28 protein-coding genes are annotated in these 23,193 nt (G+C 36.7%); 21 read left to right on the forward strand and 7 right to left on the reverse strand.

Annotated elements, in window-relative coordinates; genetic code table 11:
* Positions 1 to 39: 39 nt before the first annotated feature.
* The gene (locus ACE198_RS03535; RefSeq protein WP_222127323.1) at positions 40 to 159 is read left to right on the forward strand and encodes a DUF6254 family protein; all 120 of its coding nucleotides are present in this window, start codon (positions 40 to 42) and stop codon (positions 157 to 159) included.
* Positions 160 to 228: 69 nt separating this feature from the next.
* On the opposite strand, the gene ACE198_RS03540 is transcribed toward ACE198_RS03535, so the two are convergent.
* Positions 229 to 417, reverse strand: a complete 189-nt coding sequence (locus ACE198_RS03540) for a YkvS family protein (RefSeq protein ID WP_026566278.1) — start codon at positions 415 to 417, stop codon at positions 229 to 231.
* A 250-nt stretch (positions 418 to 667) separates the two neighbouring features.
* Here ACE198_RS03540 and ACE198_RS03545 point away from each other — a divergent pair, with 250 nt between their 5' ends.
* The 9 genes from ACE198_RS03545 (at position 668) to ACE198_RS03585 (ending at position 7,151) form a co-directional block, all read left to right on the forward strand.
* The gene (locus tag ACE198_RS03545) at positions 668 to 862 is read left to right on the forward strand and encodes a hypothetical protein (protein WP_098572576.1); all 195 of its coding nucleotides are present in this window, start codon (positions 668 to 670) and stop codon (positions 860 to 862) included.
* Positions 863 to 1,274: 412 nt separating this feature from the next.
* Positions 1,275 to 1,541, forward strand: a complete 267-nt coding sequence (locus ACE198_RS03550; protein WP_026566280.1) for a phosphocarrier protein HPr — start codon at positions 1,275 to 1,277, stop codon at positions 1,539 to 1,541.
* The gene (gene ptsP / locus ACE198_RS03555) at positions 1,541 to 3,253 is read left to right on the forward strand and encodes a phosphoenolpyruvate--protein phosphotransferase (protein ID WP_375374729.1); all 1,713 of its coding nucleotides are present in this window, start codon (positions 1,541 to 1,543) and stop codon (positions 3,251 to 3,253) included. Before ACE198_RS03550 ends, ptsP begins: the two co-directional genes overlap by 1 nt.
* A 234-nt stretch (positions 3,254 to 3,487) precedes the next feature.
* Complete coding sequence (locus ACE198_RS03560) at positions 3,488 to 3,634, forward strand: hypothetical protein (protein ID WP_180230028.1); 147 nt, start codon at positions 3,488 to 3,490, stop codon at positions 3,632 to 3,634.
* Positions 3,635 to 3,748: 114 nt separating this feature from the next.
* A complete protein-coding gene (locus ACE198_RS03565; RefSeq protein ID WP_375374730.1) occupies positions 3,749 to 4,384 on the forward strand; it encodes an FMN-dependent NADH-azoreductase in 636 nt (211 codons plus the stop codon).
* A gap of 126 nt (positions 4,385 to 4,510) precedes the next feature.
* Positions 4,511 to 5,296: an SDR family oxidoreductase gene (locus ACE198_RS03570; RefSeq protein WP_375374731.1), complete on the forward strand. Its 786-nt coding sequence runs from the start codon at positions 4,511 to 4,513 to the stop codon at positions 5,294 to 5,296.
* A gap of 86 nt (positions 5,297 to 5,382) precedes the next feature.
* Entirely contained in the window at positions 5,383 to 5,856 is a 474-nt protein-coding gene (locus tag ACE198_RS03575; RefSeq protein WP_098572580.1) for a hypothetical protein, read from the forward strand.
* A gap of 162 nt (positions 5,857 to 6,018) precedes the next feature.
* Positions 6,019 to 6,897, forward strand: a complete 879-nt coding sequence (locus ACE198_RS03580) for an NAD(P)-dependent oxidoreductase (protein WP_375374732.1) — start codon at positions 6,019 to 6,021, stop codon at positions 6,895 to 6,897.
* Between the two features lie 74 nt (positions 6,898 to 6,971).
* Positions 6,972 to 7,151: a hypothetical protein gene (locus ACE198_RS03585; protein WP_144548723.1), complete on the forward strand. Its 180-nt coding sequence runs from the start codon at positions 6,972 to 6,974 to the stop codon at positions 7,149 to 7,151.
* 50 nt (positions 7,152 to 7,201) lie between these two features.
* Here the strand turns inward: ACE198_RS03585 and ACE198_RS03590 are convergent, their stop codons facing one another.
* The 5 genes from ACE198_RS03590 to ACE198_RS03610 all read right to left on the reverse strand — a co-directional run bounded on the left by ACE198_RS03590 (position 7,202) and on the right by ACE198_RS03610 (position 11,410).
* The gene (locus tag ACE198_RS03590; RefSeq protein ID WP_375374855.1) at positions 7,202 to 8,356 is read right to left on the reverse strand and encodes an aminotransferase A; all 1,155 of its coding nucleotides are present in this window, start codon (positions 8,354 to 8,356) and stop codon (positions 7,202 to 7,204) included.
* 160 nt (positions 8,357 to 8,516) lie between these two features.
* On the reverse strand, positions 8,517 to 8,717 hold the full coding sequence (locus ACE198_RS03595; RefSeq protein WP_098572582.1) for a hypothetical protein: 201 nt from the start codon (positions 8,715 to 8,717) through the stop codon (positions 8,517 to 8,519).
* A gap of 155 nt (positions 8,718 to 8,872) precedes the next feature.
* Complete coding sequence (locus ACE198_RS03600; RefSeq protein ID WP_098572583.1) at positions 8,873 to 9,349, reverse strand: YkyB family protein; 477 nt, start codon at positions 9,347 to 9,349, stop codon at positions 8,873 to 8,875.
* Between the two features lie 183 nt (positions 9,350 to 9,532).
* Positions 9,533 to 10,405: a metallophosphoesterase gene (locus ACE198_RS03605; RefSeq protein WP_375374733.1), complete on the reverse strand. Its 873-nt coding sequence runs from the start codon at positions 10,403 to 10,405 to the stop codon at positions 9,533 to 9,535.
* Positions 10,406 to 10,561: 156 nt separating this feature from the next.
* Positions 10,562 to 11,410 (reverse strand): C39 family peptidase, encoded by an 849-nt coding sequence (locus tag ACE198_RS03610; RefSeq protein ID WP_375374734.1) that lies wholly within the window; start codon positions 11,408 to 11,410, stop codon positions 10,562 to 10,564.
* Positions 11,411 to 11,549: 139 nt separating this feature from the next.
* Here ACE198_RS03610 and ACE198_RS03615 point away from each other — a divergent pair, with 139 nt between their 5' ends.
* From ACE198_RS03615 to ACE198_RS03665, 11 genes are all read left to right on the forward strand, one after another.
* Positions 11,550 to 12,761 carry an EAL domain-containing protein gene (locus tag ACE198_RS03615; RefSeq protein WP_375374735.1) on the forward strand — a complete coding sequence of 404 codons (1,212 nt, stop codon included), beginning with the start codon at positions 11,550 to 11,552 and terminating at the stop codon, positions 12,759 to 12,761.
* Positions 12,762 to 12,982: 221 nt separating this feature from the next.
* Entirely contained in the window at positions 12,983 to 13,219 is a 237-nt protein-coding gene (locus tag ACE198_RS03620) for a YkuJ family protein (RefSeq protein ID WP_026566292.1), read from the forward strand.
* Between the two features lie 150 nt (positions 13,220 to 13,369).
* Positions 13,370 to 13,822, forward strand: coding sequence for a cyclic-di-AMP-binding protein CbpB (cbpB, locus tag ACE198_RS03625; RefSeq protein WP_375374736.1), 453 nt, complete (start codon positions 13,370 to 13,372; stop codon positions 13,820 to 13,822).
* 55 nt (positions 13,823 to 13,877) lie between these two features.
* Positions 13,878 to 15,389 (forward strand): MDR family MFS transporter, encoded by a 1,512-nt coding sequence (locus ACE198_RS03630; protein ID WP_375374737.1) that lies wholly within the window; start codon positions 13,878 to 13,880, stop codon positions 15,387 to 15,389.
* Between the two features lie 33 nt (positions 15,390 to 15,422).
* On the forward strand, positions 15,423 to 16,310 hold the full coding sequence (locus ACE198_RS03635) for a transcriptional regulator CcpC (RefSeq protein WP_098572588.1): 888 nt from the start codon (positions 15,423 to 15,425) through the stop codon (positions 16,308 to 16,310).
* Between the two features lie 76 nt (positions 16,311 to 16,386).
* Positions 16,387 to 17,097 carry a 2,3,4,5-tetrahydropyridine-2,6-dicarboxylate N-acetyltransferase gene (dapD, locus tag ACE198_RS03640; protein ID WP_375374738.1) on the forward strand — a complete coding sequence of 237 codons (711 nt, stop codon included), beginning with the start codon at positions 16,387 to 16,389 and terminating at the stop codon, positions 17,095 to 17,097.
* A 92-nt stretch (positions 17,098 to 17,189) separates the two neighbouring features.
* A complete protein-coding gene (locus tag ACE198_RS03645) occupies positions 17,190 to 18,311 on the forward strand; it encodes an N-acetyldiaminopimelate deacetylase (protein ID WP_375374739.1) in 1,122 nt (373 codons plus the stop codon).
* Between the two features lie 264 nt (positions 18,312 to 18,575).
* Positions 18,576 to 19,124 carry a peroxiredoxin gene (locus tag ACE198_RS03650; RefSeq protein WP_098572591.1) on the forward strand — a complete coding sequence of 183 codons (549 nt, stop codon included), beginning with the start codon at positions 18,576 to 18,578 and terminating at the stop codon, positions 19,122 to 19,124.
* 64 nt (positions 19,125 to 19,188) lie between these two features.
* A complete protein-coding gene (locus tag ACE198_RS03655; RefSeq protein ID WP_098572592.1) occupies positions 19,189 to 19,644 on the forward strand; it encodes a TlpA family protein disulfide reductase in 456 nt (151 codons plus the stop codon).
* A gap of 140 nt (positions 19,645 to 19,784) precedes the next feature.
* Positions 19,785 to 20,693 carry a DUF4349 domain-containing protein gene (locus ACE198_RS03660; protein WP_375374740.1) on the forward strand — a complete coding sequence of 303 codons (909 nt, stop codon included), beginning with the start codon at positions 19,785 to 19,787 and terminating at the stop codon, positions 20,691 to 20,693.
* A gap of 83 nt (positions 20,694 to 20,776) precedes the next feature.
* The gene (locus ACE198_RS03665; RefSeq protein ID WP_098572594.1) at positions 20,777 to 21,436 is read left to right on the forward strand and encodes a potassium channel family protein; all 660 of its coding nucleotides are present in this window, start codon (positions 20,777 to 20,779) and stop codon (positions 21,434 to 21,436) included.
* Positions 21,437 to 21,521: 85 nt separating this feature from the next.
* Here ACE198_RS03665 and rnjA read toward each other — a convergent pair whose 3' ends face one another.
* The gene (gene rnjA / locus ACE198_RS03670; protein ID WP_251456255.1) at positions 21,522 to 23,189 is read right to left on the reverse strand and encodes a ribonuclease J1; all 1,668 of its coding nucleotides are present in this window, start codon (positions 23,187 to 23,189) and stop codon (positions 21,522 to 21,524) included.
* Between the last annotated feature and the right edge of the window lie 4 nt (positions 23,190 to 23,193).

Raw genomic sequence — 23,193 nt, forward strand, 5'->3', positions numbered from 1 at the left:
AAGAAAAGAAAAAAATAAAAAAGGAAGGGAGTGAAAGAAATGAGCAAATCAAAAAGTGAACAAGAAAGAGAATGGACTGTCCGAAAGCAAGATCAAAATCCACATGGAAAAGTAAAAACAAAAAAGCAATTGGCAAATGAAGCTGGAAAGGGCCAATAACTATATTGGCTAATGTCAAAAAAAAAAGGCAGCCATAATAAGGGCTGCCTTTTCTAGGATACTATTATTTTAATAAGCGCTTTCTTTTATAACTTTATAGTTTTTGTGATTGACAACAGTCCGCTGATCCAATTCTAAATCACGATAATTATCCATAACTGTTAGGTCGACAATGACAGAATTTTCATTTACCTTTTCAACAATCCCTTTCAAGCCACCACGGAATTCTATGATATTTCCAACTTCTGCTTTTCTCATAATGTCTCTCTCCTTTACCTCAAAAACTATAAATAAAATCCAGTTAAATAACAGTTTGCACTACTTTTTTCGTTTCGTAAAGCCTTTTATTTGACAATTATGTTAATTCTTTATTAACAATATAATTATATGAGAAAAAAGGCAACAAAAGAATAGAAAACGCTTTCAAAAATCGCTGAAGAAATTTACAATGCTGGCTTAAGGAAAGGCGGTTGCGTTAAAATAAAATCAGGTGAAGGTGGTGTTTGGAATGACAGAAGAAATGATTACAGATATATTGAATCGCCTCATGTCAGGGGAACTTTCTGAGTATTATGTCACAAATGATCAGTTTATGGAATTTCGTCAGGTGCTAGTGAAAAGGGCAGACTTTAAACATTTCCGCGGGATTGGTCAAAGGGGCGGAGATGTATTGTATCAATATCTAGAGGAGCCAAGAAGTTAATGGCTGACACAGAAGAACTCTCGCAATAGGGAGTTCTTTTTCTATATAGTAATAAAAAATCCGGATAACTAAAATGCTGTAGAAGTTATGTTGAAGGATTTTTTATGTTTATTAAAAAAATGAAAGATTTTGATTGTTTTTGACAGATTTGTGACATAAAATATAAATTAGCTTTTTCAGTTGTTTGAATATGAAGAAAATGATATTCTAGCAATTGTATAAATCAAAACATTATCATCAGAGTTAATAAGCATTACATGTTTGTTTCTTTTTGGGAAAAAATAGTTGGAAAGAAATGATTTTACTATTACTCTTTAGTTAGTTATTGATTTAGTTGACTAAATGATGAGAAATGTTTATTTTTAATGAAGCAAGTTTTATCTTATATAAATACTAAAGGAGTTTGATTAGCATGTCAGAAAAACAATTTAAAATAGTCGCAGAAACAGGAATTCACGCTAGACCAGCAACTTTATTAGTTCAAACAGCAAGCAGATTTGATTCTGAGATTCATTTAGAATATAAAGGTAAAAAAGTTAACTTAAAATCAATTATGGGCGTTATGTCTTTAGGTGTTGGCCAAGGAGCTGATATTACCATTTCTGCAGAAGGAAACGATGCAAACGATGCATTAAATAGCCTTGAAGAGACATTGAAAAAAGAAGGATTGGCAGAATAATGACTTTTTTACAGGGAATAGCCGCATCAAACGGGATCGCTATTGCAAAAGCATACCGTCTTGTTGAACCAGATTTATCTTTTGAATCCAGAACAATTGATGATGCTGCTGCTGAGGTTGACCGTTTCCGCAAGGCTATAGAGAAATCTAAAACAGAACTCGAAGCAATTCGTGACCGTGCAAAAGTAGACCTTGGAGCTGATAAAGCAGCGATTTTTGAAGCACATCTACTTGTATTAAGTGACCCTGAATTAAATTCACCAATTGAAGATAAAATTCAATCTGATAAAGTAAATGCTGAATCTGCATTAAAGGAAACAGCAGATATGTTCATTATGATGTTTGAACAGATGGATAATGAATATATGAAAGAACGTGCAGCAGATATTCGTGACGTAACGAAGCGTGTATTAGCTCATCTATTAGGTGTGCAGCTTGTTAATCCAAGTATGATTGCTGAAGAAGTGATTATTGTTGCTGAAGACTTAACTCCTTCCGACACAGCACAATTAAACAGACAATTTGTCTTAGGATTCACAACAAACATTGGTGGACGTACCTCTCATTCAGCTATCATGGCTCGTTCAATGGAAATTCCAGCGGTAGTTGGAACAAAGGCAGCGACAGAGGAAATCAATAATGGAGATCTTGTTATTGTTGATGGACTTAAGGGTGAGGTACATATTAACCCAACACCTGAGCTTGTTGAACAGTACCGTAAAATTCATAATGAGTACGAAGTTCAAAAAGCCGAATGGGCAAAGCTTGTTAATGAACCAACTGTAACAAATGATGATCACCATGTTGAGTTAGTAGCCAATATCGGAACTCCAAAGGATTTAAAAGGAGTTATTGAAAATGGCGGTGAGGGTGTAGGTCTATATCGGACTGAATTCCTCTATATGGGAAGAGATCAACTACCAACAGAAGAAGAACAGTTTGAATCCTACAAGGCTGTTTTAGAGGGTTTAAATGGTAAGCCTGTGGTTGTTCGTACCCTGGATATTGGTGGAGATAAGGAACTTCCTTACTTGGATCTTCCAAAGGAAATGAATCCATTTTTAGGCTTCCGTGCAATTCGCTTATGTTTAGAAGAGCAAGGCATCTTCCGAACTCAGCTTAGAGCACTGTTACGTGCGAGCAGCTATGGAAACTTAAAAATCATGTTCCCAATGATTGCAACACTAGATGAGTTCCGTGCTGCCAAAACAATTCTTGAAGAAGAAAAGCAAAAACTTCTTGCTGAAGGCCAGAAAGTTGCTGAAGGTATTGAACTTGGTATTATGGTTGAAATTCCGTCAACGGCCGTCTTAGCGGATCAATTTGCAAAAGAAGTAGACTTCTTTAGTATCGGTACAAATGATTTAATTCAATATACAATGGCTGCAGACCGAATGAATCAGCGTGTCTCTTACTTATACCAGCCATATAGCCCATCCATTTTACGATTAGTAAAAATGGTTATTGATGCAGCACATGCACAAGGAAAATGGACAGGTATGTGCGGGGAAATGGCAGGAGATGAAACAGCTATTCCAGTTCTCATTGGACTTGGACTTGATGAATTTTCAATGAGTGCTACATCAATTTTAAAAGCTCGTTCTCAAATCAGGAATTTGAAAAAATCTGATATGGAGAAGCTTGCTCAAGAAGTTTTAAATATGCAAACAACTGATCAGGTTATCGAAGCAGTTAATGCTGCAACAAAGTAAATATATGAAACAAAAAGACCGGCTGAAGATTAGCCGGTCTTTTTGTGATACATACACATATTTTTTTGACTTTTCATATATTTGTCTTTTTTATTATCGATCTTTGAGTATAATATGTAATGCTAAATACCTATTTTAAGGAAGTTCTTTTGGGTGGTTAATAGACAAAAACAGGAAATATATTAGGTGATAATTATACATACTATAGTAGTAATGGTGGAGGTGAAAGGACATATGGAACAAAAACCTGTACATTATGATGGGAGTTCACTACTAGGTCAGGCAACAAATGAGTCATTGGTTAATGAAACATTCCAGATGACTGATGAAATGAGAAGTAATATTGGTCGGAACCCTTACTCCCTTGATACAAATGAATAAATGATGGATGATGGAAGAAAAAGGATTTGTCTTCGGGCAGATCCTTTTTGATTATTTTCCTGCCTTTAAACTGATAATAATAATGTCTTTATTCAAATGAAAGGTGGAGCATGAATGGTACGCGTATTGTATATCACTGCACATCCTCACGATGAAACACAATCCTATAGTATGGCAGTAGGTAAGGCTTTTATTGATAGCTATAAACAAGTTAATTCTGGTGACGAGGTTATACATTTAGATTTGTATAAAGAAAATATACCTCATATTGATGCTGATGTATTTAGCGGCTGGGGTAAACTCCGTTCCGGTCAAAGCTTTGATGACCTAACAGGAGAGGAAAAGCAAAAAGTCAGCCGACTTAATGAGTTAAGTGAGCAGTTTGTGAGTGCCGATAAATATGTATTTGTCACGCCTCTATGGAATTTCTCGTTTCCACCCATTATGAAGGCATATCTTGATTCAGTAGCAGTTGCAGGAAAGACCTTTAAATATACGGAAAAAGGTCCAATAGGTTTGTTAACTGATAAAAAAGCCTTGCACATACAAGCACGCGGTGGATTTTACTCAGAGGGGCCTGCAGCAGAGATGGAAATGGGACACCGGTATATTAGTGTGATGATGAGTTTCTTTGGAGTTCCTTCTCTTGAAGGATTGTTTGTAGAAGGTCATAATGCTATGCCAGACAAGGCGCAAGAAATTAAAGAAAATGCAATTGCAAGAGCAAAAGATTTGGCACATACCTTTTAAAGACAACTCTAGTTTTTGGAAAAGAGGCAGAATAAATCTGTCTCTTTTTTTATGAAATTTTACCAAGTATTCCCTCGATATATCCTGTATACTAGTAGTAGATTTATGAAGGAGGAATCGAACACGATGGAGTTGAATTTAACTGGTAAAACAGCTTTGGTTGTTGCTTCGAGCCAGGGTCTAGGGTTTGCAATAGCTGAACGTTTAGTAAAAGAGGGAGCCAATGTTATGATTTCTGGACGTGACGAGGAAAAGCTAAGACAGAAAGCAAGTCAGCTTGAATCTCTCGGAATGGGAAAAGTAGCCTACCAAAAAACTGACATAATGAATGTAGAGGATATTAATCAGTTGGTAAAAGTAACTGCAGATACATTTCAAAGTATCGATTTGCTAGTGAACAATGCTGGAGGTCCCCCTGCAGGTTCGTTTGAGGAATTAACAGATGATGAATGGCAGAGTTCCTTTGAATTGAATTTATTATCATATGTTCGAATGATTCGTGCAGCATTGCCCTATTTAAAACAACAAGGCGGGAAAATTCTTAACATCGCATCTACTTCAATTAAAGAACCGATTCCAGGATTAATACTCTCAAACACTTTCCGGACTGGCATTGTTGGGCTTTCAAAGACACTAGCGTCTGAGTTAGCTCCATATCATATTTTAATTAATACGATTGCACCTGGTCGGATTGCCACGGACCGCGTTAATCATTTAGATCAAGTAAACGCAGATAAATTAGGGGTTGACAGAGAAACCATTGCATTGAAGGCCAAGGAAGGAATTCCTTTAAAGAGATACGGTACTCCTGAGGAATTTGCAAATGTTGCGGCATTCCTATTATCTGATGCTAATTCTTATATGACAGGCAGTTCATTTTTAGTAGATGGAGGGATGATCAAAGCAATTTAAAAAAGTTTTTTCCTATATTAACCTTTCTTTACGTTTATTACCGATGTAATTTGGCTATGGTAAAAATATTAAGGGAGTGTTATTACATGCTGAAGAATATTCGTTTCATGACTGTTTTGCTCTTGGTTCTATGTGGGTCCATGCTAATGAGTGGCTGTGGTTTACTGTTTTCCAATGAATTAATTGTCAATCGTTATGCAGATGCTTTGTTGACAAAAAATAATGAATTACAGTTCCGATTTCGAATTAACAATGAAATATTATCAGGACAGCAATTATATAAAGTGAAAGTAACTATTCATGATGATAAACTAGCAGCCGCAATTGGTAAAAGAGAAATAGTATACGGCGAAGATCAAGTGTTAAACGGTGAATATTTAGAAGTAAAAGGAAAAAGCGAAAAATATATTTTTATGGACCCGCTTCCACTAAAAGAAGATTTACATATTCATGAACTTAAAAACATGATTGAAAAGAATAATGCCGTTTCGATTGAAGTCTTTAATAATCAAGAAGTTTTCGGCCGTGTCTATCTCACAAACTTTTCATCAGAGTTGTAATTTATGATTATGTTGGAATGAAAAAGGGCAAAATAAAGATGTGCATAATATTGGAGATGGAGCACAAAGACTGGAGCGATTGGGACGCTCCGGTTTTTTTTTGCGATATTTTTAATGGATAATGCTAAAATAAATAAGAAAATAGACATGAGAGGAATGATGATGTTGCTTTCACCAGAAAATACGGTGGTTGGTTTTATTGGTACTGGGGTTATGGGAAAAAGTATGGCAGGTCATTTAATAAATGCTGGATACTCCTTAGTTGTTTATTCAAGGACAAAGGAAAAAGCACAAGAACTTTTAAATCTAGGTGCAGAATGGGCATCAACTCCCAAAGTGGTGGCTGAAAAGGCATCGGTGACATTTACAATGGTAGGTTATCCAACAGATGTGGAGGAAATATACTTCGATGAAGATGGTTTAATTTTTAATGGAACTCCAGGTAGTTACTTTATCGATATGACAACCTCCTCCCCTTCACTTGCGGTTAGAATTTATGAGGAGGCAAAGAAAAAAGGAATTCAGGCTATAGATGCACCAGTATCTGGTGGAGATGTGGGAGCGAAAGAAGCTAAACTTTCGATCATGGCTGGGGGTGAAAAGGGAGCATTTGAAGAGGTGCGGCCTATTTTAGAACTTCTTGGAACTAACGTAGTCTATCAAGGTAAACCTGGTGCAGGTCAGCATACAAAAATGTGCAATCAAATTGCGATTGCTTCAAATATGATGGGTGTCTGTGAAGCGATTAATTATGCTGAAAAAGCTGGTCTGGACCCTGAAAATGTCCTTAAAAGTATAACCACGGGAGCTGCTGGCAGCTGGTCGTTGAGCAATCTTGCTCCTAGAATGTTAGCAGGAAATTTTGAACCTGGTTTTTACATAAAGCATTTTATTAAAGATATGAAAATCGCGATAGATGAAGCAGAACGAATGGAGATGGAAGTGCCAGGTCTTTCCTTGGCCAAGTCTTTATATGATCAATTGGCAGAAAGAGGAGAAGAAAATAGCGGTACCCAAGCGCTTTATAAATATTGGAAGTGATAAATTGGATTGAATAAATTCCTCCTATCTATTTGAAACTATGAGAGATATCTTGATATAGGAGGAATTGTAACATGGCTAAAAGGACGAAAAAGAACGACGCTAAACAAAAGAATAAAAAGGGATTTGATTCTGCAGTTGCCAACGAAGAATTCGCCACTGAAATAGGTTCAGCAGCGGCAAATCAAGCTCATAAAGAAAAAGCAAAAAAAGAAAAAGCACCTAAAAATAATGGGAAATACAAAGGGCAGTAATACTTACATCTTAAGACCCTCACATTCATTGTGAGGGTCTTGAATTTTCCCTATTTCAAGTTTTTCAAGAATGGTTCTAGCCGGTTTAGGCCGAGTTCTAATAATTCCATCGAACAAGCAAACGATAAACGGAAATAGCCCTCACCATATTCTGAGAAAGCACTACCTGGAACAACAGCCACTTTTGTATCTTGAACAAGCTTAAGGCAGAAATCAAAGCTGTTTAATGCGATGGTTTCAGGGATTTTTATAAAGAAATAAAATGCACCGTCTGGCTTAACTACATGAAGTCCCATAGCAGATAAACGCTTGTAAACATACTCTCTTCTTTTTAAATATTCTTCTTTCATAACAATCGCATCATCAATACCTGTTGTTAATGCCGCATAGGCTGCCTTCTGTGCTATGGAAGTGGCACAAGAAATATTATATTGATGAACCTTTAAAATATGTTTTGCGATGCTATCAGGGGCAAATAAAAAGCCGATTCTCCAGCCTGTCATTGAATGGGATTTTGATAAACCATTAATGAGGATGGTTTGTTCCTTTAGAAAAGCAGCAATTGACTTATGTGGCTGATCATAGGTAAGCTCGCTATATATTTCGTCTGCCAGGATAAAGATATTTTTATTCTTAAGATAATCGGCTATTTCTCTTAACTCTGATTCTGTAAGACTCACTCCCGTTGGGTTTGAAGGGTAGGGGAGTACGATACAGCGGGTCTTCTCAGTAATTAAGGGTTTAATCATTTCTAGAGTAAAGCGAAACTGATTTTGTCGAATATCGACATGGACTGCGGTGGCTCCCATCATATTAATAATTGGTTCATAGCCAGGGTAAATCGGCCCCGGTAAAAGAACTTCCGAACCCTCTGTTAAAATAGTCCGAAATGCAATATCGATTGCTTCGCTTGCCCCTGCAGTAACAATAACCTCTGATTCAGGTTTATAATCCAAGCCATATTTAGTTTTAACAAAATTACAAGCAGCTTCCCTTAATTCTATCGTTCCTGCATTATGGGTGTATGAAGTGAAGTTTTGCTTAATCGCATCAATACCGGCCATTTTCACATGCTCTGGAGTAGGAAAATCAGGCTGCCCAATCGTAAAGGAAATTAAGTCATCGACATCGGCTACCATATTGAAAAACTTTCTAATTCCGGAGATTTCGATATTTTTTACGCGTTGATTGATTAAATGCTCCAACATTGTCCATCCTTCCGAGTAAATCTTCATTTCTTTTTATGTATAAAATGATTATAGACTATTTTTGGGTGAAGATTCTACCAAACAGGAATGAAAAAAAACGATCTGAGCTCTCAGATCGTTTTTAGAGGGTGGTGGTGTATTTAAAATGACAGTGTCTTTAGTAGCCATAGTCCCAGTCAACTTCGTCTTCGTGCCAAAATACAGGCGATACAGCACCGAAATTAACTAATTTATTTTCGAGTTTGCAATGACATTGTTCACAACCACACTGTTCTTTAATTTCTTCATAAATAGAATGATCAACATCTTCAATAAATGTAACATTTTGCTCCTGAAAAAGAATCGCAGTTCCTTTCATTGGTAAAGCACCTCTTTGAATTATTTATCTATAACTGTATTGTAAATCTGCTGTGAATACACGTCTATATTTTAGTGATATTGTTCACAAAATCATCACGAAGCTGTTGCGAAAAAGGACAGATGTTCCAAATGAAAAAGCCAGGAGACCTGGCTTCAAGAGTATCTTTCGCCTAATTTTTTGAAGATGGGCTTTTGATAGGTTTTGCTTTTTTTATTTTTCGGTGGAATTTGCTCTAGATCTGAAATACCTGTATAAAGTTGAAGTAATGCTTTTGCTGAATTAAGGGAAAGTGTTGCTTTTGGATTTCTTACTCGTTCGTCTAATTTCCCAAAATGAGGTAGATTTAGAAAGTCAGTTTTCGTTGGAGGCATATGGAATGTGTACCTTCCACATTCAACTAGCACGTCGGACTGCTGTTGACTATTTCGCGGATTTTCAGAAAAATGGAGACCCACTTTTTTCGCTTTACCTTCGTTAATTAATTTCTTAAGTGTTTCCTGTTTTAATTTGTACAATAATTTGGGATTAGGTGCTGTTTTGGCATGGCGATTCACAATAAAGATAGCTTGTGCGAGGTTGTCGATGGTTAGATTTAGATTGATTAGGGGGCCTTTCTGATCACGATTCAAAATATGTTCTCCTTTCAGTTATATAAAACATCTATATTATACCTTTTTTATTAATAAAAAGAAATATAACGTTAATTTCATTGTAAAATATAAATAATCGAATGTACAAACATTATTGTAAAGAACTTTTTCTAATTTAAAAAAACTTCCCATCAAAAATAATGGAAAGGAGTTTTTTCTTGATTACTTTTCGTGTCTAAGCGTAAAAATAGTTAACTCAGGTTTTGACAAAAAGCGAAAAGGGAGGCGAGTGGTTCCAATTCCTCTGTTCACATAGAGTGATAGGGAGGAATCATCACCAACTGAATAAAGACCCTCTGGGTATAATTGGCCAAAGGGGGGAGTCACAAGTGCTCCCAAAAATGGGATTTTAATCTGTCCCCCATGGCTATGGCCGCTAAGTTGCCAATGGACTGGATATTGTGCCGCGGTTTGTGCAAGATCAGGGGCATGCGATAATAATAGTTTAAAAGTATTTTGAGGCACATTTCTTAATGCCAATGGCAGATTGGGATTCCCTAACATCGCATCATCAATTCCGAGCAAACAGATCATGCTTCCATCACTCATTTTAACTGGAGCTGATTCATTTAAAAGGACGTTGAAATCAGAGTTCTCCATGATATTTCTGTAAATATCAGAACCATATCCGCCATGATCGTGATTTCCAAAAATGCAGTATTTTCCAAGTGGAGCATGTAAACCCTTTAAAATCGGCAGCAATTTATTAATTTCTGTATATTGATTGGGCTCATCCATTAAATCTCCAGTAAACAAAATTATATCAGGTTGAAGACTATTAATTTTTTTTGCTAATTTAGTAAATTGGTGAAGACTATACTGAAAACCTAAATGAGTATCACTAAATTGTACTAGTTTTATCCCATCAAAGCTTTTTGGGATTAATGGATGTTTTATTTGAAGTTCTTGTATATCGAGTAAGGAAGGCTCTATTCGGTTAGCATATAGAAATCCACCCGAACTTAAGCCAAGAAGGGTAAGGACTGAGCCAAATGATCGTCTTAAAAACGTTCTCCTCGTCTGTTTTTTAGCCATTTTTTCTACCAGCCTATCTGTTATTTACCAAAAAAGCAGCATCTTTCTGTATTTTCATTAAAAACGATAAATAATGCAAGTGGAAAGGTACTTTGTATGTGTTTATTCATAAAAAGATAAAATATTCATAAAAGCAGCCAAATTTGGCTGCTTTTCCTAATGATAACTAACTGCTCGGCTTTTTAATGCTTTCCACGATGATATAAATTGTTGTTTACCAACCCGTACTTTTTTTCTACCTGATAGGGGGTCATTCAAGTAGACATAATTGTTGTCATACCCTACTAAGACGACGGCATGTAAATCAAGGGGAGTTTTAATATATTGCTTCCCGTGGTACCATCCCTCCCAACGGTCAGGCAGGCGGTAATCCCCGGTTGTCCAAACTACAACAGGATATCCAGCAGATACATGCTCTAATACTTGATCGAAGGGCTTGTTTGTTAAATTAACCGCTCTTCCAGGAAGTTTTTGGTTGATTAAGTCAATCATTGGTTTGTCAAACACAGCATAACCTGCTCTTCGGCCAGTCATATCCCCAACAAAGCCATCAGCAGGGTTTCCCCAACGTAAAATATCACCTTTTGGTGATTTGATTAACGGGTCTGAATCTTTCCGAACAGATCTGTAAAGGTCGAACTTGCTTGTTTTTACCCCGGCATAATTTAACACCATTGCAAGACTTGTGACTTCACAACCGTATCGTAACTCAGGATTTTGCTTAATTAGCACTACGTTCAGCATTACGGATTCTTTTTTCTTTTGGGTGGTAGTAACCGACTTGCTTTTATTTACTTTATTCTTAACATTTATCACTTGCTCTTTTACATCGTGAATATTGTAAGGAGTACTATTTAACTTAGATGTTGAAGAGTTGGGTGTGCTCTCTTCTACTGTTACCGCGGAGAGAGGCTGTTTAATTTCACTGTTATCATTGGTATCAGCATCAAAATGGCTACATCCAAACATAGGAAGGATCATGGTTAATAAACAAAGTCTTTTCAAAACATATCCTCCTTATCATACAACTTGGGTATAGGATATGATTGTTTCTAGGCGGTTATAATGGTATCCTTTTGGAAAAGAACGATAAACCTTACATAAGCGTATGGTATAATAAGAAAAAATTTTTGGAGGTACTTGGATGGATGCTTTGGAAATACTATCGGATCTTGAAAATGTATTTCCCTATTTTCAACCGATTTTTAGTGCCGATCAACAAAGTGTAATTGCCTATGAGGTGTTAGGGAGATATAAATCTGAAGAGAATATCATTAGTTTAGGGAACTTTTTTCAAGATGATCAAATTCCTGATGAATATAAATACGAAGTAGATTTGTTATTAGTTAAAATGGCGCTAGAAAAAGCACTGACCCTAGATGAGGATGTAAGTATATTTTTAAATAGACATGCTGATTTATTAATGTACGGGCATGGTGAGCCTTTCTTACAAGAACTGCTCTCTTTTGAAAAAAAAGGGTTTAATCTCACTCGAATTGTCCTTGAAATATCTGATCGGAATTATTCTGGGGATTTAAATCAATTTGATCACTTACTCCAATATTATCGAACATATGGAATAAAAATAGCCATTGCAAGAATTGATAGTGAAAGTCATTATTTTGAACGGATTGGGCAGCTGGAACCAGATATTTTGAAAATTAACTTACAGGCTTTAAAATCAACATCAACAGGAATAAATTTTAATGATGTATTGTATTCGTTATCCCTGCTGGCAAGGAAAATAGGTGCAACCCTCTTGTTTGAGAATATTGAGATGAGTTATCAGCTGCAATTTGCATGGAAAAATGGCGGCCGCTATTATCAGGGATATTATTTACATCCGCCTGCACCTGACTTTATTCAACATGATTTGTTGAAAGAGCGATTAAGAGATAAGTTTCATGACTTTATTTCCTATGAAAAAAAGAAATTAGAGGCTGTTTATACGACCGCAGAAACCTTTCAAGCTAAGGTCCAAGAGATTGTGATGAAAAACAGGAATGGAACATTTCAAACCCTTTTTCAGGCTTTAATAAAAGAATTAGACCAGATAGCTTTTAGGATGTATGTCTGTGATGAGGATGGCTTCCAGAAATCTGTCAATATTTTCAAAGGGATAGATGGATGGATTGAACAAGCAGAATACATTCATAAGAACTGGAGCTGGCGGCCATATTTTTTAGAAAATATTATTAAAATGAGAAATGAGCGGAAAGGGATCTTATCTGACTTATACTCTGATATAGAAACTGGAGAAACCATTCGTACTTTTTCTTTTCCTATGAATGGGGATGATTATTTATTTATTGATATTGCCTATCAATACTTATTCCAAAACGATCAATTACTTTAAAGGATTGTTATATGTTTAATACCCAAACTTCGGTCACATAGAAAAAATTACCCTATTTTATTATTTTTACTTGGACAAATGGTCAGTGTTATTTTATTCTTTTAATATTGGCATATTTAATTACGTCTGGAAAATTGTGAAAGTCATCCACTCGGATAGAAAAATGCTAAATGAGAAATATAATTGTAGATGTTTGTTTGGTTGGAAAGGAGTCGAAGCATATGTCACAGCTTCAAGGTATATTAACGAGGTTAAAAAATCTTCAGGAAACAGCAAATAGTGGTGAACCAGCACAACGCTATTTCGAAGTTAACGGAGATCGGAAGTGTCAAGTAACATTTCATCCGAAAACGGAGACATTTGAATTAGAAGTCTATAATGAAAAGGAAAAACCAAAACGTTATCAATTTGATAATATTGATATGATTACAATTGAAATTTTTGATTTGATTCAATAAGGGACCTTAAGGGTTCCTTTCTTTTTCATGTCGTGCACAATGGTGCAGGAGGAGGAAACGTTTCCAACGTTACGGTACCAAATTTAACACAGACTCCTGGATACTATGGTAGAATGTAACTGTAGAAAAACAAATTGAGGAGTTACGGCGATGATCAGTCTTCCTAACGATGAATTTTTAAAATTAACGATAAAAGAATTAATGATCCCCTCTGAACGGGTCGCACATGTGCAAATTGGGAATAACCTCGAACATGCCTTATTAGTTTTAACAAAAAGCGGTTATACGGCAATTCCTGTGTTAGATCCCCATTACAAACTTCATGGGTTAATTAGCACACCAATTATTATGGATTCAATTCTAGGATTAGAACGAATTGAGTTTGAACAACTTGAAAAAAAGCGTGTAGAAGAGATTATGAAAAGCTCGGTACCGCGCGTGAAAATTTCGGCATCAATTAAAACATGTCTTGAGTTACTTGTTACTCAACCTTTTTTATGTGTAGAGACTGATGATGGTTATTTTGAAGGAATATTACCAAGAAGCACTTTATTAAATCAATTAAATAAAATAATTAACAAAATTCAAAACACTGAAAAATGATGCTTTTAGGCTCCCGAAATGGGAGCTTGATTTTTTTAACGTTTGAGGTGGTAATATGAGTATCCCTACTGGAAAGATTACCAAAGAAAGTTCACGAAAAAAGCAAACAAAAAAACCACTAGTATTAGCATCAGTGATGTTAGCAATGTTTATGGGAGCGATTGAAGCCACGATTGTTTCCACTGCTATGCCGGCCATAGTTGCAGACCTAGGCGGATTCACCCTTTATAGCTGGGTATTTTCTGCGTACTTATTAATGAATTCTGTAACCGTGCTCATCTATGGGAAATTATCTGACTTATTCGGTCGGAAACCAATACTTACAATCGGTATTATATTCTTTTTAATCGGTTCGATACTATGTGGGTTCGCTACTTCCATGAAAATGTTAATAGTATTTCGTTTGATTCAAGGGTTTGGCGCTGGGGCTGTCACGCCAATCGCGACAACCATCGTTGGTGATATCTACACTACTGAGGAAAGAGCGAAAATTCAGGGATATCTATCTAGTGTTTGGGGTATTTCGGCAATTACAGGACCAGCAGTTGGGGGATTACTTGTTCAATATGTTAGCTGGCATTATGTTTTCTGGATTAACATTCCACTTGGGATTCTTTCATTAGTGGGTCTCTGGATGTTTTTACATGAAGATATCAGTAAGAAAAAACATGAGATAGATTATCTTGGTGCGCTATTGATGACGTTCATGATCTCTTCGCTGATGTTTATTCTTGTGGAGGGTGGAAGCCGCTTTGCTTGGGATTCATGGCAGACACTTAGTTTATTTGCATTTTGTGCCTTAACATTCCTTTTGTTTGTGTTACAAGAGAGCCGTGCTAAGGAACCAGTTATGCCATTTTCGCTATGGAAAGAACGTTCCATTCTTATCGCTAACACAACATCGCTTACAACAGGTATTATGTTAATTGGAATCTCCAGCTTTTTACCAACATTTGTCCAAGGTGTGATGGAACAAACCCCTATTGTCGCAGGATTTACATTGACAACGATGTCAATAGGCTGGCCTATCGCATCCACTCTAGCAGGACGATGGTTAATTACCATTGGCTATCGAAAAACTTCGATTATTGGCGGGGTGTCCTTAATCATCGGCAGTATAACTTTTGTGACAATGTCAGCATCATCTGGGCCACTATGGGCAGCGTTTGGTTCATTTTTGGTAGGATTAGGGATGGGCTTAACATCAACAGCATTTATTGTCTCGATTCAAAGTACTGTTGGTTGGGAACAAAGAGGAATCGCCACCGCATCTAATATGTTTATGCGGAATCTTGGAAATACCATTGGTGCCGCATTACTAGGAGGTATCCTAAATAATCGGCTAAGTCAGTATTTCAGCCAAAATAGACATTCCTATTCAGTGGATGATGTCAATATCCTCTTAAAATCTACTGAACGAGACCAACTCTCAGAATCAGCCCGAAGTATCTTACAGAATGGTTTGACCCATTCCCTTCACTTTGTTTATTATGTTGTCCTTGCATTTGCTGTTATTAGTTTACTATTAATATTATTTATACCGAAAAAGATTGATAGCTCTGTGTAACTTTCACAGGGCTTTTTTTAAGGAGTGGTCCGTTTGTCCTCATTATCTGAATTTCAGCTACTATCTGTATTGGCTCAGGAAATGAATATGCGAAAGGCGTCGGAACGACTATTTGTTTCACAACCCGCCCTTTCACAACGCTTGCAAACAATTGAAAAAGATTGGGGCACTAAACTATTTATTCGCTCACAAAAAGGTTTATCACTAACTCCTGCTGGTGAACATGTCATTGAATTTGTCAATGATGTACTTACCAAGCAAGAAAAGGTTCGTGAAACTATTTATTCTCTCCAATCGGGGGTGTCAGGCACTTTAAAAATTGCTGTTGCTTCGATTGTAGGGCAAAACTGGCTTCCGCAGGTGTTAAAGAAATTTATTGATAGATACCCTCAAGTTAAGATTTCATTAGTGACCGGATGGAGCAGCGAAATTTTAAAATTCTTATATGAGGACCAAGTTCATATTGGAATTATTCGGGGAACTCCTGATTGGAAAGGGGTTAAGGTTCACCTTTTTAATGACCCGTTATATTTAGTTGACAGGGAAATTACTAGTCCTGAACAAGTGTTACATACAGACCGTCCTTTCATTCAATTTAAAAGTGATTCAAATTATTATCAAGAAATTCAGGATTGGTGGATGAGAAATTTTAAGACTTCACCAAAAAGAACAGTAGTCGTCGATCAAATTGAAACCTGTAAACAAATGGCCTTTAATGGTATCGGTTATGCTATACTACCGGCGATAACATTAACGAAAACTGACAGGGAAATTTTCAAAATACCGCTTGTAGATGAGAATAATCACCCCTTAAAACGTGATACATGGCTTTTGGGCTATGAATCAGCCTTTCAACTAAAGCAAGTTAAAGCTTTTGTCGAATTAATTAAGGAATATATCGCAGAATCTTCAGAAGAATAAGGTGGTTTTTCCTTGTTTTCAGTTCTTTTGTTTGATAAAGTAATTTTTAGTAACGACAACAATAGGGGGCCTACTAATGAAAATGATGGATGCAAATGAAATTATTTCTTTTATTCAAAATAGCAAAAAATCTACACCAGTAAAGGTTTATGTAAAAGGTCAATTAGAGGGTATTGATTTTGGTAATGAAACAAAAACTTTTATTAATGGGAATACTGGTGTTCTTTTTGGTGAGTGGTCTGATATTAATGAAATATTAGAAGTGAATAAAGCAAATATTGAAGATTATGTAGTTGAAAATGACCGCCGTAATTCTGCAATCCCTTTATTAGATATGAAGCATATTAATGCACGAATCGAGCCAGGTGTTGTTATCCGTGATCAAGTAGAGATTGGGGATAATGCAGTTATTATGATGGGGTCTGTTATCAATATTGGTGCAGTGATTGGCGAAAAATCCATGATTGATATGGGTGTTGTCCTTGGCGGCAGAGCAACGGTTGGAAAGAATTGTCATATTGGAGCTGGAACAGTATTAGCGGGAGTAATTGAACCACCATCTGCTAAGCCAGTTGTAATTGAAGATGACGTTCTTATTGGTGCAAATGCCGTGGTCCTTGAGGGGGTAACAGTTGGACAAGGTTCAGTAGTTGCTGCTGGTGCAGTAGTTACTCAAGATGTAGCGCCGTACACAGTTGTAGCTGGTATGCCTGCTAGGAAAATAAAAGACATCGATGAAAAAACAAAATCGAAAACTGAAATTATGCAAGAACTTCGACAACTATAAAAGCGGAATTGCCTAGAGGTACTAGGTTAGATAATAAAAGTGGAAGCGTGGATTCTTTCCACGCTTCTTTTATAGGGGGGAAAGGTAATTAAATGAATCATTTTATCAAAATCCGCCGTGACCTTCATCAAATTCCAGAACTAGGATTCCAAGAGTTTAAAACACAGGCATACTTGTTAAATTACCTTGAATCTTTGCCACAAGACCGTATGACCATAAAGAAATGGAAGACTGGTTTGTTTGTTAAGATCCACGGTATCGATCCTCATAAAACAATTGGTTATAGAACAGATATTGATGGATTACCTATAAGTGAAGATACAGACTTACCCTTTTCATCTACACATAATGACAAGATGCATGCTTGTGGCCATGATTTTCACATGAGCATTGCTCTTGGGGTACTTACTTATTTCACAGAGAATCCAATTAAAGATGACCTTTTATTTGTTTTCCAACCGGCCGAGGAAGGACCTGGCGGAGCAGAACCAATGTTAAAATCAGAAGAAATGCAAAAATGGAAGCCAGACCTGATTTTCGCCTTACATATTGCACCAGAGTATCCCGTTGGATCAATAGCATTGAAGGAAGGGTTATTATTTGCAAATACCTCTGAATTGTTTATTGATCTAAAGGGCAAAGGGGGGCATGCAGCAAGACCGCACGAAACGAATGATATGGTTGTTGCCGCATGTTCATTGGTCAATCAGCTCCAAACCATTGTTTCGAGAAATGTTGACCCATTAGATAGTGCTGTTATAACCATAGGGAAAATTACTGGAGGCACAGTTCAAAACATTATTGCTGAAAATGCAAGACTGGAAGGAACGATTAGATCGCTTTCAGCTGAATCAATGAAAAAGGTTAAACATCGCATTGAAGCAATTGTTAAAGGAATCGAAGCAGGCTTTGAATGTGAAGCCTCAATCGATTATGGTTCGATGTATCATCAAGTATATAACACGGAGTCGATCACAAGAGACTTTATGCAATATATTGAAGAAGAAACCAATGTGGATGTCATTGAGTGTAAGGAAGCGATGACAGGTGAAGACTTTGGTTATATGTTAAAAGAAATCCCCGGGCTTATGTTTTGGCTTGGTGTAGAATCACCATATGGATTGCACCATGCAAAGTTAAATCCACAGGAGGAAGCAATAGGTGTAGCAATTAAAGTTATTAGATCTTATTTTTCTCATCTGGGGAATAGATAAGCAGGCTGATTATTTTATTCTGATTCGCAATCATGATAAAATAAAAGAGAATTAAAAGGGAAATTGTTACATATCGTCGTTTTATTCTGAAGTAAATAGGGTAAACTTATGGAGGGGAAATAGGGTTATAATTAATAATAATTATTTAATTAAATTGATTATAATTTAATATTGACTCGAAATAAGTTCTACCCTATAATTAGTATTGTGATAAAGGATAGCAAATGAGAATTGCTATAACCATTAATATTTGGAGGGATTTGAATGCCTGAACGTATGGTAGGTAAACAAGCACCACGTTTTGAAATGGATGCAGTATTGCCAAACAAAGAATTTGGTAAAGTAAGTCTAGAAGAAAACATGAAAAACGATAAGTGGACTGTATTATTCTTCTATCCAATGGACTTTACATTTGTTTGTCCAACTGAAATCACAGCTTTATCAGACCGCTATGAAGAGTTTGATGATTTAGATGCAGTTGTTATTGGTGCATCTACTGATACTATTCATACTCACCTTGCTTGGATCAAAACAGACCGTAAAGAAAATGGTCTTGGTGATTTAAACTACGCATTAGCAGCTGATACTAACCATGTTGTAGCTCGTGACTATGGTGTTCTAATTGAAGAAGAAGGGATCGCATTACGCGGATTATTCATTATCAGCCCTGAAGGTGAATTAATGTATTCTGTTGTGAACCACAACAATATCGGCCGTGATGTTGATGAAACTCTTCGTGTACTTCAAGCATTACAAACTGGTGGTCTTTGCCCAGCTAACTGGAAGCCTGGACAAGCTACATTGAATGTATAATTTGTAGAAAATAGATTGACCTAACCTATTATAGTGTTAGGTCTTTTTAATAGGGGGATACCACATGAAATTACGTGAACCAATGCCAGAATTAACTGGGGCTGTTGAATGGTTAAATGGTGAAGTAACAAAGTCTGACCTTATTGGTGAAAAACCAACATTAATCCATTTTTGGTCGGTCAGCTGCCATCTTTGTAAAGAAGCAATGCCTCAAGTCAACCAATTTCGTGATGATTTTAAGGACAAATTAAATGTGGTTGCTGTTCATATGCCGCGTTCTGAAAACGATTTGAATATCGAGGAAATTAAACAAGTAGCCGCAGAACATGGTATCAATCAACCGATTTTTGTAGACAGTGAACATAAGTTAACAGAAGCGTTCGAAAATCAATATGTCCCTGCGTATTATGTCTTTGACCGTGAAGGGAAGCTCCGTCATTTCCAAGCAGGTGGAAGCGGCATGAAAATGCTCGAGAAACGTGTAAACCGTGTCTTGGATGAATTGGAAAAAACAGAATAATAACCATTGAAAAGCTGCCCGTTGTAATTCAACGGGCAGCTTTTTTATATGACTGTAACCTTGCAGCCTTTTACTCGTCGGTATTTATAAGTAAATATTTATACATGCCATAACAATAAGAATTAAAGGGGTGTTTGAAGATGAAAAATAGAATACGAAGGTTACCTATCCTATTTATTATCTTATTAGTTTGGATTGCTGGTTGCAGTGCGGGCAGTGAGGAAAAAAGTGAAAAAATGTCTCAAAGTAATGATGTGGCTTTAAATAAAGCTCAATCTGGAAGTAGCGAGCAAGCAGACTTTTATTCAGGTGAATCGGGAAAGGCGGAAAAACCAACTGAACCCAATAATATAAAAATTCAAAACCAAATGGTCATTTATCAAGCGGATCTCGAACTACGTGTAAAAAAATTCGATAAAACGGTCCAAACTCTTGAAGAGAAAGTAATCAAATATGGTGGCTATATTACTGAGTCCAATGTGTACAAAGAGGGGAAGGAGCAAGTAAGTGGCAGCATTAGAATAAGAATACCACAAAAAAACTTTCAAGCTTTTTTACATGATGCAGAGAGCCAAGCTGCTGAGGTTCTGCATAGAAGCATTACGGGGCAGGATGTAACGGAGGAATATGTTGATCTTGAATCAAGATTAAAATCAAAAAGGGTAGTGGAAGAGCGGTTAACAGCATTCATGAAAAGTGCTGTAAAGACAGAAGATTTATTGAAAATCTCTGCTGATTTAGCAGTTGTCCAAGAGGAAATCGAGGCCATTGAAGGAAAGATGAAATTCTTAGAAAATCAAACATCCCTATCGACGGTTAACATCACTTTATATGAAAAAAGCGTAGTTATTCCAACGATCGATAAAGACAAGTTAAATACTTGGGAAAAAACAAAAAAACAATTTATGAAAAGTATCAATATGTTGTTGGCTGGCTTATCGAGTTTAGTTGTATTGATTATTGGCAATATCCCTATCATAGCTATTTTATTATTATTAGGATTTCTTTTCGTTTTCTTTTATAGAAAGAAGAAAAACAGACCTGAGTAAATAGAAGTACCATACTATATATCTTTAATGAATAATGCTAAAATGGATCGTAGTAAGAATGTTTGATGCAGAGGGGGAATACTATGAAAATGAGCTTTGCAGTCATTGGGCTGGGCCGATTCGGTGGAAGTATTTGCCGTACACTGACCGATGAGGGGATGGAAGTACTGGCAATTGATAAAAATGAGGAACGTGTCAATGAATATGCTATGATTGCTTCCCATGCAGTTGTAGGTGATACAACAGACGAAGCCGTTTTAAAAAGCTTAGGGATCCGGAACTTTGATCATGTAATCGTTGCTATTGGCGATGATATTCAATCAAGCATACTAACAACCCTTATTCTTAAAGAACTAGGTGTCGTACGTATTACAGTAAAGGCTCAAAATGATTACCATGAAAAAGTCCTCCGTAAAATTGGAGCAGACAGTGTTGTTCATCCAGAAAGAGATATGGGAAGACGTATAGCAAACAATATGGCCTCTAGTAACGTTGTTGACTATCTTGAACTTTCAGATGAACACAGTATTGTTGAAATTGTCGCGAATGGAAGACTTAGTGGTCATACGATTATGGATTTGGACATTCGGAAGAGATATGGTTTAAATATTGTTGCTATTAAAAGAGGAGAAGAGATTATTGTTTCTCCACAAGCGAAAGAAACCTTTCACGCTAATGATGTGTTAATTGTAATCGGAACAGACCAGGATATCGATCGATTTGAAAAAAAGGTATTGGAATAAGAAAAGCTCCAGCGCCTAGGCGCTGGAGCTAGACAATAAAGAAAAGCGGAAGCGCCCCTACAGGTGCTTCCGCTTCTTTTATTATTTACACTTCCATAATGATTGGTAAGATCATTGGTCTGCGTTTTGTTTTTTCGTACAGGAAAGGAGCTAATGTATCGGTAATTTCGTTTTTAATTTCCGACCATTGGCTTGTCTTTCTTTCCATTACCCTATTCAAGTGTTTGGTGATGAGGTTTTGTGCGTCATTGATTAAATCGCCTGATTCTCGCATATAAACAAATCCACGTGAAATTAAATCTGGTCCTGATGCAATTTTAAATTCTTTCATATTAATACTTACCACCACAACCACTAACCCCTCTTCTGAGAGGATCCTACGGTCACGTAAGACGATATTTCCGATGTCGCCTACTCCGCTGCCATCAATATAAACGGAACCAGATGGGATCTTTCCTGCAACTTGTGCTGTATCCTCGGAAAGAGCTAATACTTCACCATTATCCATGATAAAACAGTTTTCTTCTTGTACGCCACAATCAACGGCAATCTTAGCATGCATTCTTTGCATACGATATTCACCATGAATAGGCATAAAGAACTTCGGTCTGATTAAGCGAAGCATAAGCTTTTGTTCTTCCTGTCCACCGTGACCAGAGGTATGAATATTACTGAGTTTTCCGTGAATGACTTCAGCACCTGCTCTGTAGAGCATATTAATAGTTCTGCTCACGCTGATTGTGTTCCCAGGAATTGGTGAAGATGAAAAAACAACGGTATCTCCGGGAATGATTTGAATTTGTCTGTGTGTACCATTTGCAATTCTTGATAGGGCAGCCATCGCCTCGCCCTGACTTCCAGTACAAAGGATAGTAACTTTATCAGCAGGCAGTCGATTAATTTGATTTGCTTCAATAAAGGTCTCTTTAGGTGCATTAATATACCCTAATTCAAGTCCAATATTTATGGCAGCTTCCATGCTGCGTCCAAAAACTGCAACTTTCCTTCCATATACCACGGCAGCCTCTACTACTTGCTGCAATCGGTGAATATTCGATGCAAAGGTAGCAAATATAATTCGGCCATCCACTTTACGGAAAATATCGTTAATACTGTCGCCTACGCGGCGTTCTGACATCGTAAATTCAGGTATTTCACTATTCGTACTGTCTGAGAGTAAACAAAGTACGCCTTCCTTACCGATTTCGGCCATTTTAGTTAAATTAGCTGGTTCACCGACAGGAGTAAAATCAAATTTAAAATCACCAGTATGAACAATTTGACCTGGTGGTGTTTTAACAACAATTCCATAAGAATCAGGAATACTATGAGTGGTGCGGAAAAAAGTAACCGATGTTTTGCGGAACTTAATGACATCGTCTTCTTTTATATCAATCAGCTTTGCATTTCTTAATAAGCCGTGTTCTTCAAGTTTATTTTTAATTAATCCAAGAGCCAGTTTGCCACCATAAATTGGAACATTGACTTCACGTAATAAATAGGGAATACCACCAATATGGTCCTCGTGTCCATGAGTAATAAATAAACCTTTTATTTTTTCTTGATTTTTAACCAGATAGGTATAATCCGGAATAACATAATCAATGCCTAATAGCTCGTCCTCTGGAAATTTTATGCCGGCATCAATTAAAATTATTTCATCCTGGAACTGAACTGCATATGTGTTTTTGCCAATTTCGCCTAATCCACCCAGGGCAAAAACTGCAGTTTGATCATTCTTAACAAATTTCATAAAT

Source organism: Neobacillus sp. KR4-4, from assembly GCF_042136325.1.
Lineage (GTDB): Bacteria > Bacillota > Bacilli > Bacillales > Cytobacillaceae > Neobacillus.